Source organism: Mesorhizobium sp. P2_A12 (assembly GCF_056405075.1).
In genome coordinates, this window is the sequence record NZ_JBFUCU010000001.1 from 696,498 (window position 1) to 714,332 (window position 17,835).

At 64.3% G+C, this 17,835-nt stretch carries 15 protein-coding genes; 8 read left to right on the forward strand and 7 right to left on the reverse strand.

Annotation, left to right across the window (positions count from 1 at the left end; genetic code table 11):
- Position 1 precedes the first annotated feature (1 nt).
- The 6 genes from AC1DZU_RS03340 to AC1DZU_RS03365 all read left to right on the forward strand — a co-directional run bounded on the left by AC1DZU_RS03340 (position 2) and on the right by AC1DZU_RS03365 (position 5,829).
- Positions 2–1,042, forward strand: a complete 1,041-nt coding sequence (locus AC1DZU_RS03340; RefSeq protein ID WP_477281696.1) for a branched-chain amino acid ABC transporter permease — start codon at positions 2–4, stop codon at positions 1,040–1,042.
- Positions 1,043–1,123: 81 nt separating this feature from the next.
- A complete protein-coding gene (locus tag AC1DZU_RS03345) occupies positions 1,124–2,461 on the forward strand; it encodes an ABC transporter substrate-binding protein (protein ID WP_477281698.1) in 1,338 nt (445 codons plus the stop codon).
- An 80-nt stretch (positions 2,462–2,541) separates the two neighbouring features.
- Complete coding sequence (locus tag AC1DZU_RS03350; protein WP_477281700.1) at positions 2,542–3,333, forward strand: ABC transporter ATP-binding protein; 792 nt, start codon at positions 2,542–2,544, stop codon at positions 3,331–3,333.
- A gap of 24 nt (positions 3,334–3,357) precedes the next feature.
- Positions 3,358–4,605 carry an SfnB family sulfur acquisition oxidoreductase gene (locus AC1DZU_RS03355; RefSeq protein ID WP_477281702.1) on the forward strand — a complete coding sequence of 416 codons (1,248 nt, stop codon included), beginning with the start codon at positions 3,358–3,360 and terminating at the stop codon, positions 4,603–4,605.
- A 63-nt stretch (positions 4,606–4,668) separates the two neighbouring features.
- Complete coding sequence (gene msuE, locus AC1DZU_RS03360) at positions 4,669–5,229, forward strand: FMN reductase (protein WP_477281704.1); 561 nt, start codon at positions 4,669–4,671, stop codon at positions 5,227–5,229.
- A gap of 114 nt (positions 5,230–5,343) precedes the next feature.
- Positions 5,344–5,829, forward strand: a complete 486-nt coding sequence (locus AC1DZU_RS03365; RefSeq protein WP_477281706.1) for a hypothetical protein — start codon at positions 5,344–5,346, stop codon at positions 5,827–5,829.
- Positions 5,830–5,849: 20 nt separating this feature from the next.
- Here the strand turns inward: AC1DZU_RS03365 and AC1DZU_RS03370 are convergent, their stop codons facing one another.
- The 6 genes from AC1DZU_RS03370 to AC1DZU_RS03395 form a co-directional block, all read right to left on the reverse strand.
- Positions 5,850–6,389: a hypothetical protein gene (locus tag AC1DZU_RS03370; RefSeq protein WP_477281708.1), complete on the reverse strand. Its 540-nt coding sequence runs from the start codon at positions 6,387–6,389 to the stop codon at positions 5,850–5,852.
- The gene (locus AC1DZU_RS03375; RefSeq protein ID WP_477281710.1) at positions 6,382–9,267 is read right to left on the reverse strand and encodes a sarcosine oxidase subunit alpha family protein; all 2,886 of its coding nucleotides are present in this window, start codon (positions 9,265–9,267) and stop codon (positions 6,382–6,384) included. The genes AC1DZU_RS03370 and AC1DZU_RS03375 overlap by 8 nt, the downstream gene beginning before the upstream one ends.
- A complete protein-coding gene (locus AC1DZU_RS03380; protein WP_477281712.1) occupies positions 9,264–9,530 on the reverse strand; it encodes a sarcosine oxidase subunit delta family protein in 267 nt (88 codons plus the stop codon). Before AC1DZU_RS03380 ends, AC1DZU_RS03375 begins: the two co-directional genes overlap by 4 nt.
- 9 nt (positions 9,531–9,539) lie before the next feature.
- Complete coding sequence (locus AC1DZU_RS03385) at positions 9,540–10,793, reverse strand: sarcosine oxidase subunit beta family protein (RefSeq protein WP_477281714.1); 1,254 nt, start codon at positions 10,791–10,793, stop codon at positions 9,540–9,542.
- Positions 10,794–10,874: 81 nt separating this feature from the next.
- Complete coding sequence (locus tag AC1DZU_RS03390) at positions 10,875–13,286, reverse strand: GcvT family protein (RefSeq protein WP_477281716.1); 2,412 nt, start codon at positions 13,284–13,286, stop codon at positions 10,875–10,877.
- A 180-nt stretch (positions 13,287–13,466) separates the two neighbouring features.
- Complete coding sequence (locus tag AC1DZU_RS03395; protein WP_477281718.1) at positions 13,467–14,126, reverse strand: TetR/AcrR family transcriptional regulator; 660 nt, start codon at positions 14,124–14,126, stop codon at positions 13,467–13,469.
- 272 nt (positions 14,127–14,398) lie between these two features.
- Between AC1DZU_RS03395 and AC1DZU_RS03400 the strand changes: the two genes are divergently transcribed.
- Together AC1DZU_RS03400 and AC1DZU_RS03405 are read left to right on the forward strand one after the other, a co-directional pair.
- Positions 14,399–15,838, forward strand: a complete 1,440-nt coding sequence (locus AC1DZU_RS03400; RefSeq protein WP_477281720.1) for an aldehyde dehydrogenase family protein — start codon at positions 14,399–14,401, stop codon at positions 15,836–15,838.
- 94 nt (positions 15,839–15,932) lie between these two features.
- Entirely contained in the window at positions 15,933–16,508 is a 576-nt protein-coding gene (locus AC1DZU_RS03405) for a DUF1349 domain-containing protein (protein WP_477281722.1), read from the forward strand.
- A gap of 18 nt (positions 16,509–16,526) precedes the next feature.
- Here AC1DZU_RS03405 and AC1DZU_RS03410 read toward each other — a convergent pair whose 3' ends face one another.
- Positions 16,527–17,744 carry a glycosyltransferase family 4 protein gene (locus AC1DZU_RS03410; protein WP_477281724.1) on the reverse strand — a complete coding sequence of 406 codons (1,218 nt, stop codon included), beginning with the start codon at positions 17,742–17,744 and terminating at the stop codon, positions 16,527–16,529.
- Between the last annotated feature and the right edge of the window lie 91 nt (positions 17,745–17,835).

The window sequence follows — 17,835 nt, forward strand, 5'->3', positions numbered from 1 at the left end:
CATGACCGCGATATCAACCGGTATCACCTCCGCGCCCGTGCTGCCGAAATGGATCGCGCCCGTCCTGCTGCTCGCCTTCGCCTACGGCGTCGTGCCGCTGTTTGGCTCGAGCTACCTGTTCGAGGCCATCCTGCTGCCGTTCCTGGCGCTCAGCCTCGCCGGCGTGGGCTTGAACATCCTGACCGGCTATGCCGGCCAGGTTTCGCTGGGCAGCGCCGCCTTCATGGCGGCGGGCGCCTTCGCCGCCTATAATTTCAACCTGCGGGTCGAGGGCCTGCCGCTGATCGGCAGCATTGTCCTGGCCGGTCTCGTCGCGGCCGCGATCGGCATCGTCTTCGGCCTGCCGAGCCTGCGGCTGAAGGGCTTCTATCTCGCGGTTTCGACGCTTGCCGCACAGTTCTTTGTCCAGTGGGCGCTGACCAAGTTCAGCTGGTTCTCCAACGACTCGGCGTCCGGCGTCATCGATGCGCCAAGACTTTCAATAGCCGGCTTCGCTCTCGACGGCGCCGTCGGCCGCTATCTCTTTGCGCTGACCATCGTCGCCATCGTGACGTTTCTTGCCTATCGGCTGGTGTCGTCGCAGACCGGCCGCAACTTCATCGCCATCCGCGACAATGAAACCGCCGCCCGTATCATCGGCATTCCGGTCCTGAAGACCAAGCTTCTGGCCTTCGCCATCTCGTCCTTCATCATCGGCGTCGCCGGCGTCATCTGGGCCTTCGCCTATCTGCGGACCGTCGAGCCGGATGGTTTCGACCTCGATCGGTCGTTCCAGATCCTGTTCATCGTCATCATCGGCGGCCTGGCCTCAATCCGCGGCGCCTTTTTCGGCGCCGCCCTCATCGTCGTCTTTCCGCTCGCTTTGTCTCGCCTCGGCGGTTTTCTGCTCGGCGATCTCTTTGACTCGGGCGTGCTCGACATGAGCCAGCGCATCGTGCTGGGCGCGCTCATTATCCTGTTTCTGATCCTCGAACCCGACGGGCTGGTAGCGCTGTGGGACAGGATCCGAAGACGGCTCCTGTTGGCCTGGCAATCGACTTGAGCCATCGGGGGCAACCGCCCCGAACTGAAAATGAACCAGAGGCCGGACCCAAGACGGCCCCATACCGGGAGTACCCTAGCCATGACCTTCCTGAGCACCATCAAGGCGGCGGCGCTGTCCGCGGCGATGATCGCGTCGGTGGCCTTGCCTGCTGCCCACGCCGACGAACAATATTTCCCGCTGCAAAGCTACCGCGTCGGGCCTTACGCGGCCGGCGGCACCGGCTTCTTCGGCGGCTTCATCGACTATCTCAACCTCATCAACATTCGCGACGGCGGCGTCAACGGCGTCAAGCTGACCTGGGACGAATGCGAGACGCAGTATGAGGTCGAGCGCGGCGTCGAGTGCTACGAGCGGCAGAAGAGCCATGCCGGCGCTGCCGCCTGGAACCCGCTTTCGGTCGGCATCGCCTATGCCATGATCGACCGGATCACTGCCGACAAGGTGCCGCTGATCACCGTCAACCACGGCCGCACCGACTCCACCGACGGCCGTGTCTTCCCTTACGTCTTCCCGCTGCTGCTCAATCCCTACAGCGAGACGTCCGGCATCGTGAACTACATCGCCTCCAAGGAAGGCGGCATCGACAAGCTCAAGGGCAAGAAGATCGTCGTGCTCTATCACGGCTCGCCCTACGGCAAGGAGACCATCCCGATCTACGAGCTGCTGGCGCAGAAATACGGCTTCACCGTGCAGCAGATCGAGGTGCCGCATCCCGGCAACGAGCAGCAGTCGCAGTGGCTGACCATCCGTCGTGCCAAGCCGGACTTCGTCGTCCTGCGCGGCTGGGGCGTGATGAACCCGGTGGCGTTGAAGACGGCAGTCAAGGTCGGTTATCCCGTCGACCATATCGTCGGCAATGTCTGGTCGAATTCGGAAGAGGACGTGATCCCGGCCGGCGACGCCGCCAAGGGCTACACCGCCATCACCACCCAGGCCTCCGGCAACAGCTACCCTGTGGTGCAGGAGATCGTGAAGACGGTCTACGATGCCGGCAAGGGCAATCTGGAAGACAAGTCGCGCATCGGCTCGGTCTACCACAACCTCGGCATCGTCAACGGCATCCTCAATGTCGAGGCGATCCGTGTTGCTCAGGAGAAATTCGGCCATCGCACGCTGACCGGCGACGAGGTCCGCTGGGGCTTCGAACATCTCAAGCTCGATCCGGCCAAGGTCGAGGCGCTCGGCGCCAAGGACCTGTTCCACTCTATCAATGTCAGCTGGGACAATCACGAGGGCGAAGGCTACGTGACCTTCCAGCAGTGGGACGGCAAGAAGTGGAATGTCGTCTCCGACTGGATCGCGCCGGACTGGGCTCTGCTGCGGCCCATCATCGAGAAGTCTGCCGAGGCCTATGCCGCCGAGAAGGGCATCAAGTTGCGCACAGCCGATGACGCCGATGCCGTGACCACCAACTGATCAATCCAAGCCGGGCGTCACGGCAAGTTGTCCGCGACGCCCGCCCTTTTCGGTTTTCGAACCACGGGAAATAAGAGCTCATGCCGAACGATGACGTCATTCTTGTCGTGGACGCCGTCCATGCGACCTACAACCACGCCATCACCGCGCTGCACGGCGTCAACTTCGAGATCAGGCGCGGCGAGATCCTGGCGCTGCTCGGCGCCAATGGCGCCGGTAAGACCACCACGCTGAAGGCCGTCTCCAACCTGCTGCCGGCCGAGCGCGGTCAGGTCAACGCCGGCACCATCCGCTATGACGGCAGCGATGTCTCGCGCCGCCAGCCGGGCGATCTGGTGCGCGCCGGACTGGTGCAGGTGCTGGAAGGGCGGCATTGCTTCAAGAGCCTAACCGTCGAGGAGAACCTGGTCGCCGGCGGCATTGGCCGCAGCGGTCGCCGCGCCGAGATCAACGGGGATCTCGAGCGGATCTACGGCTATTTCCCCCGTCTCAAGGAGAAGCGCCGGACCTTGTCCGGCCTCACCTCCGGCGGCGAGCAGCAGATGACGGCCATCGGCCGCGCGTTGATGTCGCGGCCGCGTCTTCTGATTCTCGACGAACCGTCGATGGGGCTCGCGCCGCTCATCGTCCAGGACATCTTCCAGACGCTCCGGAAACTCAACCGCGAGACCGGCCTGTCGATCCTCGTCGCCGAGCAGAATTCGGCGGTCGCGCTTAGATATGCCGACCACGCCACGGTGCTCGAAAACGGTGTCTCCGTTCTCTCTGGTGCGGCTGCCGAGCTTCGCCAGCGTGAGGATGTGCGGGCCTTCTACCTGGGGCAACAGGCATCGCCGACCGCCAAATCAGCTCATCTCCATGCCGTTGCCTGAACCGAAATCCGAAGGAGCAGTAAAATGACCATCTCGACCGTCAAGACCGACCACGCTTCCGCCGCCGTGCCGCCAGTCACAAGGCCAACCGCGTCGGCGCACATCATCAAGGACGACGCCGAGGCGATCGCTATCGCTCACGGGCTTGCCGCCGAATTCGCCAGGGATTCTTCCCGGCGCGACCGCGAGCGAATCTGGCCCGTTGCCGAACTCGATGCGTTTTCGCAAAGCGGCCTGTGGTCGATCAATGTGCCGAAGGCATTCGGTGGTCCCGAATTGTCCTATGCCACCCTCGCCAGGGTGATCGAGATCATCTCGGCGGCGGATTCCTCGATCGGCCAGGTTGCGCAGAACCATCTTGGTGTCGTCGCCGCCATTCGCACGGTGTCGGATGCGGATCAGCAGAAGCTGCTGTTCGCCGAAGTGCTGAAAGGCACGCGTTTCGGCAATGCCTTTTCCGAGTTCGGCTCCAAGCGTGCCGCCGACTTCGAGACCCGCTTCACCGATGCCGGCGATCACGTCGTCGTCAACGGCCGGAAATTCTATTCGTCCGGCGCGCTGCTTGCCCATCTGGTGCCGATCGTGGCGCTCGATGACGAGGGCTGCGCCTGGTATGCGATCGCCGACCGAGCCGCGCCCGGCCTGACGGTGATCGACGACTGGTCGAGCTTCGGCCAGCGCACGACGCTGTCCGGCACCGTCATCATCGACAACGTCAAGGTGCCGAAGACGCATCTGGTGCCCGGCTACAAGGGCTATGACAAGCCGACCGCCGACGGCGCCATCTTCCAGATCATCCAGGTGGCGGTGGACACCGGCATCGCCCAGGCGGCGATCGACGAGACGGTCGGTTTCGTCAGGACTAAGAGCCGCGCCTGGATCGACAGCGGCGTCGACAATGCGTGGGACGACCCCTATACCATCCAGGCCATCGGCGACTTGACGCTGCGCCTGCATGCGGCGCAGGCGCTGCTGGAAAAGGCCGGCTATGCGATAGACCGGGCGGTGGCCGTGCCGACCGCCGAGACGGTGGCGCATGCGCAGGTCGTCACCGCCGAGGCGAAGATCCTGTCGACCGAAATCGCCATCGCCGCCACGAACAAGTTGTTCGAACTGGCCGGAACCCGCTCGACGCTGGCCGAGCACAATCTCGACAGGCACTGGCGCAACGCCCGCACGCACACGCTGCACGATCCGATGCGCTGGAAATACTCCATCCTCGGCAAGTATTTCCTCAACGGCGAAAATCCGCCGCTGCACGCCTGGAGCTGATTTTCCACCGGCGGGCACTGGCTCGCCATATCAAGACGTCGACCATCCAAGAGGCCCACTGCCATGTCAAATCCAACAGTCGTCGGCTTTTCCGGCAACATCACCCGGCCGTCAAAGACGCGCGCCTTCGTCGATCTGGTCACCAGGGACATCGCAGCCCGCCACGGCCTGTCGGCGAGCACCTATGATATCGAGGATATCGGTCCGTCGCTGGGAACGGCAAGATGGGGCCGCGATCTCGACAGCCAGGCGCGCCCAATCCTGGAGGAAATCCTCGCCGCCGACGTTCTCGTCGTCGGGTCACCGACCTACAAGGGCAGCTATACCGGCCTGTTCAAGCATTTCTTCGACCTGATCGATCCGGCCGCCCTGCGAGGAAAGCCCATCCTGTTGACCGCGACCGGTGGTGGCGAGCGGCACGCTCTGATCGTCGAGCATCAGCTGCGGCCGCTGTTCGGCTTCTTCGAGGCCTTCACACTGCCCACCGCCGTCTACGCCACCGACAAGGATTTTACCGATGGCGTGCTCCGCTCCGATGCGATCCTGAAACGTGCTGCTCAGGCAGTGGACGAGGTCGGCTTGGTGCTGGCCAACCGCTCGCAAGCCAGGATCGCCGCCGAATAGCGTTCCGCCGGCGCATTGCGACGAGAATTCGTGTGGGCGGTGGCATCGCTTACGCGCAATTTACGACCGCCCGCTACATCTGTTCCTGTCTGATTCGTCTGGGACAGGAACGCCATGAGCAAAGCCCTCATATCCTTCGCACTGGTCGCGGTGCTGACCGCCTTGCTCATGGCGTTGAGCCTGGCTGTGGCCAGGCACGGCTATCCCTATGGCGCGATGGGCGTCAAGCGGCTCGATGGCGTTGCCGATGCCGGAACCTTCATTCCGCTTGCTGCCGTCTATTTCTTCAGCGCGCTGTTGATGATGATCTTGCCGATCAGGGCGGCCAGCATCGTTCTCACCCATGCCGCCGATGCGATCTTCTGGACCGTGATCGTGCTGTTTGCCGCCATCGTCGGCAGTCTCGCCGCCAGATGGGCCTTCGGCCAGGGCAGCGCCGTCTGGGCGTTGCTGAACTGGCGGTTCCTGTTTGCAGCAGTGATCGTCGGTTGCCACTTCGTCATGAACGAGCTGCGCCGCAATGTGCTGCTGCGCAGCCTGTTCTTCGTGGTTTTCGCCGCCGCGACACTGGCCTGCCTGTTCTGGTCGTTTTCGCTCTGACCAGCTCGGATAGTAGCAGGCTAATCCAGTGACCCAGCGGCAATGTTGCTGGCTACAGTGTCCATCCATGTCCAGAGATAGGCGGCAAGCCCGCGATCGACATGAATGCGCAGCCTGCCCTGATGGCGATAGACGATGGCGCTGATGCCGGCGAAGGAAAGTGCTGCGCTGGCACTCGCTTGCCTGGGATCGAGTGTCGTCCCGCGCGCGATAAAAGCGTCGAGCGACGAGCCCTCGACCTCGAACACCTGCAGCCCGGCGCTGATCGCCGTCACCGCGAAGCCTTCTGCGTGCCAGCCCATCGCGACGGGGAGTGGGCCGTTCGACACGACGAGCAGCCGGTCGCGCGCCAGCCGCGCCGCATAGCGGTCGCCTTGCGCGGTGCCAAAGGCACCGACCCCATTTCCGTCCAGGCCGGACGCCTGCGTCCAGGCGTCGAAATCGCCACTGACCAGCAACTGATTGAGGCCGGCGATCGCACGCACCACAAGGCCGGGTGCCGTGATGACCGCCGACGGCCAGTCCGGCGCGACAGACCATTTTTCAGCGAGATCACGCATGCAGCCGCTCTCCTGCCGTGTCGAAGGCGCAAGGGGCGGCAATCGTCGCACTCCTGACCTTGCCGAGGTGCTGGATGTCGATCGTCTCGCCGTGACGTGCCGCGCCGCGTTCGATCAGGCCAAGCGCCACGGCGCGGCCAAGCGTCGGGCTCTGGTAGCTCAAGGTGACAAAGCCCTGGCTCCGCAATCTGCCATCGCTCCGCCTGACGCCATGCGCGCCGGTCGGAAGTGGTGCTTCGCCTTGAGGCAGCGTCAGTCCGACAAGCTGCATGCGGTCGCCGCGCGAAGCCTCGTCGGTGAACAGCGAGCGGCGGCCGACGAATTCGCCCTGGCGTTTGGCGCGCGGACCCTCGACACCGAGATCATGCGGCAGCGTGGTGCCGTCAGTGTCCTTGCCGATGACGATAAAGCCCTTTTCCGCCCGCAGGATCATCAGCGCCTCGAGGCCGATGACGACCGCGTCGAACGCCTGGCCGGCATGGCGCAGATGCGTCCATAGCGGCTCGGCGCGATCAGCCCGGATGGAGATTTCGTAGCTCCTGTCGCCGGTGAAGCTGACGCGGGCGACGCGGACCTCGTCTCCGCCATACGAGCCTTGGCCGACCGCCATATGCGGCAGGTCGGCATCGTCGAGCGAGAGGCCGAGATCCAGCGTTTCGAGCAGTTTCCGGGCGTTCGGGCCTGAAACGGTCAGCGTCGCCATCTCGGCGGTGGCGTTGTGGATGTAGACGGCGCCGCGCCCGAAGCGGTCCTGGCGCCATTCCTCCAGCCGCGCATGTACGGCAGCGACATGCGAGGACGAGCACGACACGACGAAGCGATGCTCGTCGAGCCGAACCAGCACGCCGTCATCGAAGACTACGCCGTTCTCCGACAGCATGAAGCCATAGCGGCATCGGCCTGGTTTCAGAGTCGACATGGTGTTGTAGTAGATGAAATCGACGAACTCGGCCGCCTTGGGTCCGATCACCTCGATCTTGCCGAGCGTCGAACCGTCGAACAGCGCGACCGACTGGCGGGCACGCCGCGCCTCGTCCGCGATAGAGCGTTCCGCATCGGTGTTGCCGCCATAGTGGGCCGGGCGCAGCCAGCCGCCATATTCCTGGAAGACGGCGCCGCTGGCACGATGCACGCTCTCCAGCGGCAACCGGCGCACCGGCACCATCAATTCGCCGCCGCGCGCGCCGGCAAAGCTTGCCAGCGGCACCGGCGTGAACGGCGGGCGATAGGTGGTCGTGCCGACCTCCGGCACCGTGCGGCCGGTGATCCCGGCCATCAGCGCGAGACCCGGCAAGTTGGAGGTCTTGCCCTGGTCGGTCGCCATGCCGAGTGTGGTGTAGCGCTTCAGATGTTCGACCGAGACGAAGTTTTCGCGTGCCGCCAGTTCGACGTCCTTCACCGTGACGTCGTTCTGGTAGTCGATCCAGATGCGTCCCTTCGAGCCGGGCATCGGCCATGCCGCGAGGATGCCGCCCGTCGCTTCAGGTCCGGTGCTGCGCGGCACCGCTGTCGTGGTCTGGCCGAGCGATGCAATCGCCTTGCCGGCGCCCGCAAACACCTCCGACAGGGAAACCCCACCGGCTGCGGCGCCTGCCACGGCGATGCCATCGACCGGATCGCCCGGCAGGAAGGCGGCGCGCGCCTCGCTCCAGGCGAGCTTGCCCCTGGCCTGGCCGAAGAGATGGATGGTCGGCGTCCAGCCGCCCGAGACCAGCACGCAATCGGCATCCAGCCTGGCGCCGTCGTCGAGCGTCACCGCTTCGGCGCGCAACCTGCCATGCGCGGTGGCAAGGCTACGTCCAGCGATCAGCAGGACATTGGCCGGGGCGGCGGGCGTGCCGTCGCGCCTGATGTCGACAAGCGTGACGCCAGCGCCGGCCGTAGCGAGCGCCTCCGCCACCTCATAGGCGCTGTCATTGTTCGTGGCGATGACGATCCTGCGGCCGACCAGCACCGCGTGACGCCTGAGATAGGTGAGCGCGGCATCCGCCGACATGATGCCTGGCAGGTCGTTGTTGGCGAAAGGCAGCGGACGCTCGATGGCGCCGGTCGCCAGCACGATCTGGCGTGGCCTGACCCGCCACAGCGTATCCGGCCGGCCGTCGCGATGGCGCTGGTTCAGTCCGACCAGATTGTGGTCGTAGATGCCGAAGGCGGTGGTCGAAGGAAGGATCAGGTGACCGGCCGCGGTGAGCTCCGCAGCGGTCTCCTCGATCCAGACGGCCGCCGGCTTGCCGTCGATCTCACCAGCCCGGTGGCCGAGCGATCCGCCCGGCTTCGGTTGGTCGTCGACCAGCGTGACGGTGAGACCGGCGCCGGACGCCAGCCTTGCCGCGGCCAGCCCGGCCGGCCCCGCGCCCACCACCAGCACGTCGCAATGATGATTGATCTGGTCGGCTGTGCCTAGCGATGTCCAGCCCGTGGCGACCTTGCCCAGTCCCGCCATGGTGCGGATGCGCGGCTCGAACATGTGCCAGTCCGGCCACATGAAGGTCTTGTAGTAGAACGCTGCTGGAATGAAGCGGGCGAAACGATCCAAGAAGGCGTTGCGGTCGGCCAGCGCACTGGGCGTCGCGTTGACGCTTCTTACCACCAGCCCGTCCCGCGCCGGCTCGGTCGTGGCGCGTGTGTTCGGCGTCGCCGGCACGCTGCCACCGATATCGACCAGCGCGTTTGGCTCCTCGACGCCGGCGCCCCAGATGCCGCGCGGCCGGTGGTATTTGAAGCTGCGGCCAACGACCGCGACATCGCCGGCCAGCAGCGCCGAGGCGATGGTGTCGCCAGCAAAGCCATTCACGGTGGCGCCGTCGAAGCTGAAGCGGATCGGCCGTGACCGGTCTATGGCGCTGCCACCGGTGGCGAGGCGCGAGGCGGTCACGCCGCGTGCTCCCCACCGAGAGCGGTTGAGGACAGCACCTTGTGGGTGACGGTGTCACGTTCCATGACGAAGAACTCGCCGCAGTTCATATGCACCCAGATTTCACGCGCCGTGCCTTTCGGATTGGTGCGCAGATAGAGGTAATCGGCCCAGTGCTCGATCGGCACATCGACGCCATCCGGCCGCGTGTTGCCCGCTTCGCCGCCATAGTGGAACTCGGTCTCGTCGCGCGGACCGCAGAACGGGCAAGGGAAGAGCTGCATGAAGTCCTCTTAATGCGCGATGCCGGAGCCGGCCGCTTCGTCGATCAGCCGCCCACTGGCGAAGCGATCCAGATCGAACGGACGGCTGATGTCGTTGTGCTTGCCGGTTGCCAGCAATTGCGCCAGCAGCGTGCCGCCGGCGGGGATGGCCTTGAAGCCCCCCGTACCCCAGCCGCAATTGAGGAACAGGCCGGGCAAGGGCGATTCGCCGATGATCGGCGAGGAGTCCGGCACGACATCGACAATCCCGGCCCATTGCCGCATCAGCTTCAACTGGCCGAAGATCGGGAACATCTCCAGCAGGCCGGCAATCACTGTCTCCAGTGTCGGCAGATTGCCGCGCTGCGCATAGGAAGGGATGCGGTCGAGCCCGCCGCCGATGACAATCTCGCCCTTGTCCGACTGGCTGACATAGACGCCTGTGCCTGGCGACAGCACCACCGTGTCGAGGACAGGCTTGACCGGCTCGGAAACGCACGCCTGCAGTGCGTAGGAGTTGATCGGCAGGCGAAAGCCGGCCCTGGCCGCCAGCACCGAGGAATGACCGGCGACCGCCATGCCTATACGGTCGGCACGGATCGCGCCACGCGTCGTCTGCACGCCGCGGCAACGGCCGCCCTCGACGATGAAATCGGTGATCTCGCAGTTCTGGATGATGTCGACGCCGAGCCGGTTCGCCGCCCGCGCGTAACCCCAGGCGACCGCGTCATGGCGCGCCGTGCCGGCCCGGCCTTGCCAGATGCCGCCGAAAACCGGGAAGCGCGCATCGGCTGAGAAGTTGTAGATCGGCGCCACCCGGCGCACATTCTCTGGCGAAAACAGCTCAGCATCGATGCCGTTGATCTGCATGGCGTTGACGGTGCGCGCGCCGACCTCCATTTCGGCGGTGCTGTGACAGAGGTTGACCATGCCGCGCTGCGACAGCATGACATTGTAGTTCAGGTCCTTGGACAGCCCCTCGTAGAGCCGGTGCGCCAGCCCATAGAGCTCGACGCTTTCCGGATAATAGTAGTTGGAGCGCACCACGGTGGTGTTGCGGCCAGTGTTGCCGCCACCGATCCAGCCCTTTTCCAGCACTGCAACCCGGCTGATATTATGGTTCTTTGCCAGGTAGTAGGCCGTCGCCAACCCATGACCGCCGCCGCCGATGACGATCGCGTCATAGGACCGCTTCGGCTCGGGCGAGCGCCAGGCAGGCTGCCAGCCGGTCTGGCCAGCCAGCCCCTCCTTGAAGAGCGACAAAGCGGAATAGCGACGGGTCATGGCGTCCCGGGCAGGGCTGATTTTCGGAATAGGGCGGGGATCATTGCATGATCTTTTGCGCGGATGCCATCGGTTCGATCGTCATGCCCGCATCGCTTTGCCCAGTGGATCGTATGGCGACGAAGCGATGATGCGCGCACCTCTTTCAACGCCGACGATGTGGGTTGTCAACTGCGTATCGACATCAGCCACCTCACGCTCGACCAGCGCCATGGCGAGGCTCTTGCCGACCGTATGGCCGTAGCCGCCGGAGGTGGCGAAGCCGGCCAGCCTGCCCTTGTTCCAGACTGGCTCGTAGCCGCTGGCATCGGCATCCGCCGCGTCGATTTCGAGCGTAACCAGCGTCCGCCGGGATGGAGCCTCCTGCTCTTTGAGAGCCGCCTCGCGCCCGATGAAATCGCCCTTGTCGAAGGCGATCCAGCGGTCCATGCCGGTTTCATCAGGCGTATAATCCTGGGTGAACTCGCGCGACCAGATGCCAAAACTCTTTTCGAGCCGCAGCGAGTTCACAGCGCCGAAGCCGTATTCGGTGACGCCGAGGTCGCTGCCTGCCGCCAGCAGCGCGCGGCGCAGCCCGGCGTGCTCGTTGGCCTGACAATGGATCTCGTAGCCGAGCTCGCCGATAACCGAAAGCCGACCGACCTTGGCCCGCACCAGGCCGACATCCAGCGTCTTGCAGGCGAGGAAGCCGAAGGCTTCGTGCGAGACATCCTGGTGCGTCAGGCGTTCGAGCAGGCGCCGCGCATTGGGGCCGGCCAGCGAAAAGCCGACGACTGCGTCCGAAATGTCGCGCACGGTGACGCCCTCGGCGAGATGCTGTTCGAACCAGCGCATGTGCCATTGGCGAAGATAATAGGACCCCATGATCCACCAACCGCCGTTGCCCCAGTTGAAGACCGTGAGGTCGCCCTTGAGCTTACCGTTCTCGCCCAGCATCGGCGCGAGTTTCGCGCGGCCGGGCTTGGGTAGAGCGCAGGCGAGCAGCCGATCGAGCCACGCCTTCGCTTGCGGTCCTGAGACCTCGTAGCGGGAGAAGGCCGTGATATCGAGCAAGCCGACGCCTTCGCGCACCTTGCGGCATTCCTGCGCGACGATGTCGAAGGCGTTGGAGCGCTTCAGCGTCGGTGTTTCGACGAACCCTTGCGGGGCGAAATAGAGCGGCACTTCCATGCCCCAGGAATTGCCCCAGCGCGCACCAGTGGCGTCCATGGCGTCATGCGCGCCGGCCGTCTTCAACGGGCGTCCCGCCGGCAGTTGCTCATTGGGGTAGCTCATGACGAAGCGACGAGAATAGAACTGTCCGGTCGTCTGCTTGATGTATTCGCGGTTGGAAGCGAAGTCGCCGTAGCGGGCGATGTCCATGCCGTAGACATCGGCTTCCGGCTCGCCATGGATCATCCATTCGGCGAGCGACTTGCCGACGCCGCCGCCTTGCAGGAAGCCGGCCATGACGCCGCATGCCACCCAGTAGTTGGAAACGCCACGCACCGGGCCGACCAGCGGATTGCCGTCAGGCGAGAAGGTGAAGGCGCCGTTCACCCAGCGCTTGATGCCGGCATTCTCCAGGCAGGGGTAACGGCTGAAGCCGAGCGCCAGCTCGTCGGCAATGCGATCGGTGTCCTCCTGGATCAGCTCGATGCCGTAGTCCCACGGTGCGCCGTCCATGTTCCAGTGCTTGTGGTTGATCTCGTAGATGCCGAGCAGCAGGCCTTTCTGCTCCTGGCGCATGTAGGTGAAGCCTTCGAGATCGACGATCAGCGGCAACTCTCTGTCCAGCGCCTGGATTTCGGGCAGCGCCTCTGTCACAAGGTAATGATGCTCCATCGGCGAGACCGGAAGGTCGATGCCGGCCATCCGGCCGACCTGCTTTGCCCATAGGCCGCCGGCGTTGACGACATGCTCGGCAATCACCGTGCCCTTCTCGGTGACAACGTCCCAACCGCCGTCGGCCCGACGGTTCAGTTCCAGGACCCGGTTGTGCTCGATGATGTCGGCGCCGCGCCGCTTCGCCGCCTTGGCATAGGCGTGGACGACCCCCGAGGGATCGATATGGCCCTCGCGCGCAGCATAGAGGCCGCCCAGCATGCCGTCGGTGTTGAGGATAGGGCAGCGCTGCCGGATCTCGTCGACGCCGACCAGATGGACATCGTCAATGCCCATGGTCTGGAAGATCCGGTAGGCGGCCTTGAGCCATTCCCAACGCTCCGGCGCCGAGGCGACCGAGATGCCGCCGGTCATGTGCATGCCGATGCTCTGGCCCGATTCTTTTTCGATCTCCGAAAGCAGGTCGATCGTGTAGGCCTGCAGAGCGGCAATGTTGGGATCGGCGTTCAGCGCATGGAAGCCGCCGGCCGCATGCCAGCTCGATCCGGCGGTCAGCACTTCGCGTTCGATCAGCGCGACGTCGCTCCAGCCGAGCTTCGCAAGGTGATAGAGCACCGAGGCCCCAACCACGCCGCCGCCGATGACGATCGCCCGGTATTGAGATTTCATCCTGTCGCACTCCGCCCGGTTCTCAGCAGCACAATCTACCGGCATTGTACATATGTGTCTAGTACCTATGCGACGTCGACGCACGGAGCCGTTCCGATAGCGCGGCAGGAGCCAAATGGGCTGGTTATTGAGGTGGCGCGCCCGAGTAGCGTTGTCAGGGCGCGGCGACCGATGGCTGTGTCACCGTTTGGCGGAAACAGTCTTCTCGACGTAGCGCGAGAACGCCTCGACATCCTCCGCCAAAGGCTCCCGGCCGGTGAAACTGCGCAGATAAGCGGCGACGTGAGGCAAACGGCTGCTCATCGGCTCGTTGAGCTCGAGCGAATAATAGCCGATCTGCATGAAATACAGCACGCGGGCGCGCACGAACGCGTCTTCTTCCTCATAGCCATGGCGCATGAACATGTCGCGAATGGCATCGACGCGCTCCGCGTCGGCCTCGTCGAGCGCACGCCTTATGGCAGGCGAGCGCCGGGCCCATGCCCTGATCGCGAAATCGAGCTGCGGATCGAACAGCCTTTCGTCCACCCAGCATTCGAAGATGCTCATCACCCCGCGGATCACGGTCGCGGAGGGCCGCCTGGCGCGTTCGACGATGAACCTGGTGTTGGTCTGCCGCCAGTAGTCCAGCAACTGGTCGAGCAGGTCCTGACGGCTCTTGAAATACCAGTAGAAACTGGAGCGCGAGACGTCGAGCTTCTGGCCAAGTGTCAGCACGCGAACGCGTTCGACACCATCCGAGATCAACGTTTCAAGCGCCAGCTTGAGCCAGTCTTCGCGAGTGGCCTTGATGTTTCCGGTGGCGCCGGCGCGCTGGATCGTCGTATCGGTGGCTTCCATAGGCACGACGCATGACACGCTGTATCAGGCAAATCAAGGCTATGGACACATATGTCCAGGTCACTTCGGCCTGCGCCGGATGATGCCTCATTGATGTTAGCCGGACTGGGGATCGTATGGCGCTATCGCCGCCGCGCCATCGGCATGATGCCAGGCGGGGGATTTTTGTCGCGGGCGGCTGGCCCACTGCATGCTTTCCCGCAAGGCAATTGTCTGGCAAATACCAATTCAGACAGATGCCGCCGGGCGGCCAACCAGCAGGAAGACAAGACATGACCCTGTTTCGACAGAACCTCATCGATGGCGAATGGGTCGGCGACGCCGGCTCCCGCAACATCAACCCTTCGGATACCGGCGATGTCGTCGGCGACTACGCCTCGGCGGGTGCCGCGCAGGCGGGGCAGGCAATCGCTGCCGCCAAGGCCGCGTTTCCGGCATGGTCCCGGTCCGGTCCGCTGGCGCGCCACGCAGTGCTGAAAAAGGCGTCGGACGAGATCATGGCGCGCAAGGACGAGATCGGCCGTAATCTGGCGCGTGAGGAAGGCAAGACACTGGCCGAAGGCATCGGCGAGACCATTCGCGCCGCCCAGATATTTGATTTCTTCGCCGGCGAAACATTGCGCCTGTCCGGTGAGGTCGTGCCAAGCGTGCGGCCGGGCGTCGGCGTCGAGATCACCCGGGAAGCCGTCGGCGTGGTCGGCATCATCACGCCGTGGAATTTCCCGATCGCCATTCCGGCCTGGAAAATCGCTCCGGCGCTCGCCCATGGCAACACCGTCGTCTTCAAGCCGGCGGAGCTGGTTCCCGAGAGCGCCTGGTCCATCGTCGACATCCTGCATCGCGCCGGCCTGCCGAAGGGCGTGCTCAATCTCGTCATGGGCAAGGGCTCGGTCGTTGGTCAGGCCATGCTCGACAGTCCCGATGTCAACGCCATCAGCTTCACCGGTTCGGTCGGCACCGGCAAGCGCGTCGCCGCCGCAAGCGTCGAGCACATGCGCAAGTTCCAGCTCGAAATGGGCGGCAAGAACCCGCTGGTCGTGCTTGACGATGCCGACCTTGCGGTCGCTGTCGATTGCGCGCTCAACGGTGCCTTCTTCTCGACCGGCCAGCGCTGCACCGCCTCGTCCAGACTGATCGTGACCGACGCTATCCATGATCGTTTTGTCGATGCCCTCAAGGATCGTATGGGCAAACTGATCGTCGGTGACGCTCTCGACGCGCAGACCCAGATCGGCCCTGTCGTCGACGCGACCCAGTTGAAGCAGGACGAGGACTACATCGCCATCGGCCGCGCCGAAGGCGCCGAACTTGCCTTCGGCGGCGAGCGGCTCGACCGCAAGACGCCCGGCTTCTATCTCAGCCCGGCCCTGCTGACCGAAGCCACCAATGCCATGCGCAGCTCGCGCGAGGAGATTTTCGGACCTGTCGCCAGCGTCATCCGCGTCAAGGACTATGACGAGGCGTTGGCTGTCGCCAACGACACGCCGTTCGGGCTGACCTCGGGCATCTGCACGTCGAGCCTCAAGCACGCCACGCACTTCAAGCGCAATTCGGAGGCCGGCATGGTGATGGTCAATCTGCCGACGGCAGGTGTCGACTTCCATGTCCCCTTCGGTGGGCGCAAGGGGTCGAGCTACGGCCCGCGCGAACAGGGCCGCTATGCCATGGAATTCTACACCACGGTGAAGACCGCCTATACGTTCGCAGGCTGATCAGCCACCTCCGATCATGCCGGGCTGATCGGCCGCCCGGGCCGATCATGCCGGCGACATGGCAACATCAAGGACACCGGACCGGCGCGCGGCGATGACATTGCGAGACCTGACCTGGCTCAATCCGCCGCCGCACCATGCCATCGACGGCGATACAGTTCGTGTGCGCACCGGCAACGAGACCGATTTCTGGCGCGAAACCTTCTACGGTTTCTGGCGCGACAACGGCCACTTCCTCTACCGTAAGGTCGAGGGCGATTTCACCGCCGAGGTCACGGTCGAAGGGCGTTACGAGGTGCTCTACGACCAGGCGGGGTTGATGGTCCGGCTGAGCGAAACGCACTGGATCAAGGCCGGTATCGAATACACCGACGGCGTGATGTATTTTTCCGTCGTCGTCACCAACGATGCCTCGGACTGGTCGCTGGCCACCATTCCGGCCAGCCCGCACGGTGTGCGGATCCGCTTGACCCGTCATGCCGAGACGATCCGCATCCAGTATCTCGATGCTTCCGATGGTTACTGGAAGCCCGTGCGGCTTGCCTATTTTCCGATCTCGAAGGCGATCGATGTCGGCATGATGTGCTGTTCGCCGCAACGCGAGGGTTTTGAGGTTACATTCTCGGGCTTTTCGGTCGGCCCGCCGATAGCGCGGGAACTGCACGACTGAAGCGGATGCTTCGGCGCCTCAATCACCACCAACCTCGTCCAGCCCCAGCCCGTCGCGAACGGCGTTGCGGATGGCTCGCGGGCCGAACCTGGCCCAGACCGCCTGATGCGCGCGGATGCGTTGCTTTGCTCTGCGTTCAGCGTCCAGGCAAAGTCCCACCGCCATCTCGGCTAGCACCTCATCGCTGTCCGACAGCAGCAACTCCTGGTTCTCGACAAAGCCAAGCCCCTCGGCGGCCAGCGGTGTCGCGATCACCGGCACGCCCCAGGCCATCGCCTCCAGGATCTTGATGCGCGTGCCGCCGCCTGCCGCAAGCGGGATGATGGTGAGATGCGCCCTGGACAGGAGTGGCGCCATGGTTTCGGGGTCTTCGATGAGCTCCACGCCTTGCAATCCGGCCAGCGCACGCACCGCAGGCTTCGGCCTACGCCCGGCAATAACCAGCGTCGCCGCCGGAAAAGCCGCCTGGATGCGAGGAAATATGATGCCGGCTAATCTCTTGGCGGCATCGACATTTGGCGGATAGTCGAGATGGCCGACGAACAGGATCACCGGAAAGCCATTGTCGGCCGCAGCCTCGGCGGGCAGCGTTTCGGGGATATCGCTAGCGTGGGGAATTCCGTTCGGAACGATATCGACCGGCACTCTGTGCGGGAAAAGGGTCATCAGCCTTTCGCGGTCCTCGTTCGAGCAGACCCAGACCCTGTCGACGAGGGAAAGCGCCTTTCCTTCGAGGCGCCTGATGGCAATGGCCGTGGCAAGCCTGGCCGCGGCGGATCGCACCTTTTCGGCCCGATGCAATTGCCCCGCCAGGTCGGACTCGACATTGTGCATGTCGAGGATGAGCTTTTTCGTCAGGGGTCTCAAAGGCTGCAGCAGCTTGTACAGGCCGACGCTCTCGACCACAATTGTGTCCGGGCGGAAGTCTCGAACGAGTGTCTCGAGCCGCGTCAGGGCAGAGCGCGAAATGCGATGTTCTGCCCGTATGCGCCACCAGCCGATCGAACCGGTGCGAGCTTCGCCGTCGATCGACAGGGCCTCGATGCGGATCGGCGGATCGACGGCTTCCACAGCCTGCGGCCGCACCGATGCCAGGCAGACGGGTCCGAACGCCGCTGCCGCCACGGCATTGCGGTGGTTGCGCAGATCCGTGCCGGACTTCGGCGGAAAGGCCGGATCGTGCGACACAACCAGCACACGCCGTTCGGCGCTCCAAGGCTCTGTTCCAGACGGCATTCCAGACGGTTCCGCAATCACAAAAAGGGGTTCGACTTGTTTAGCTGAACGGCGCTTTCGTCAAGCGCATGATCCTCTGGGATGTCCGGTG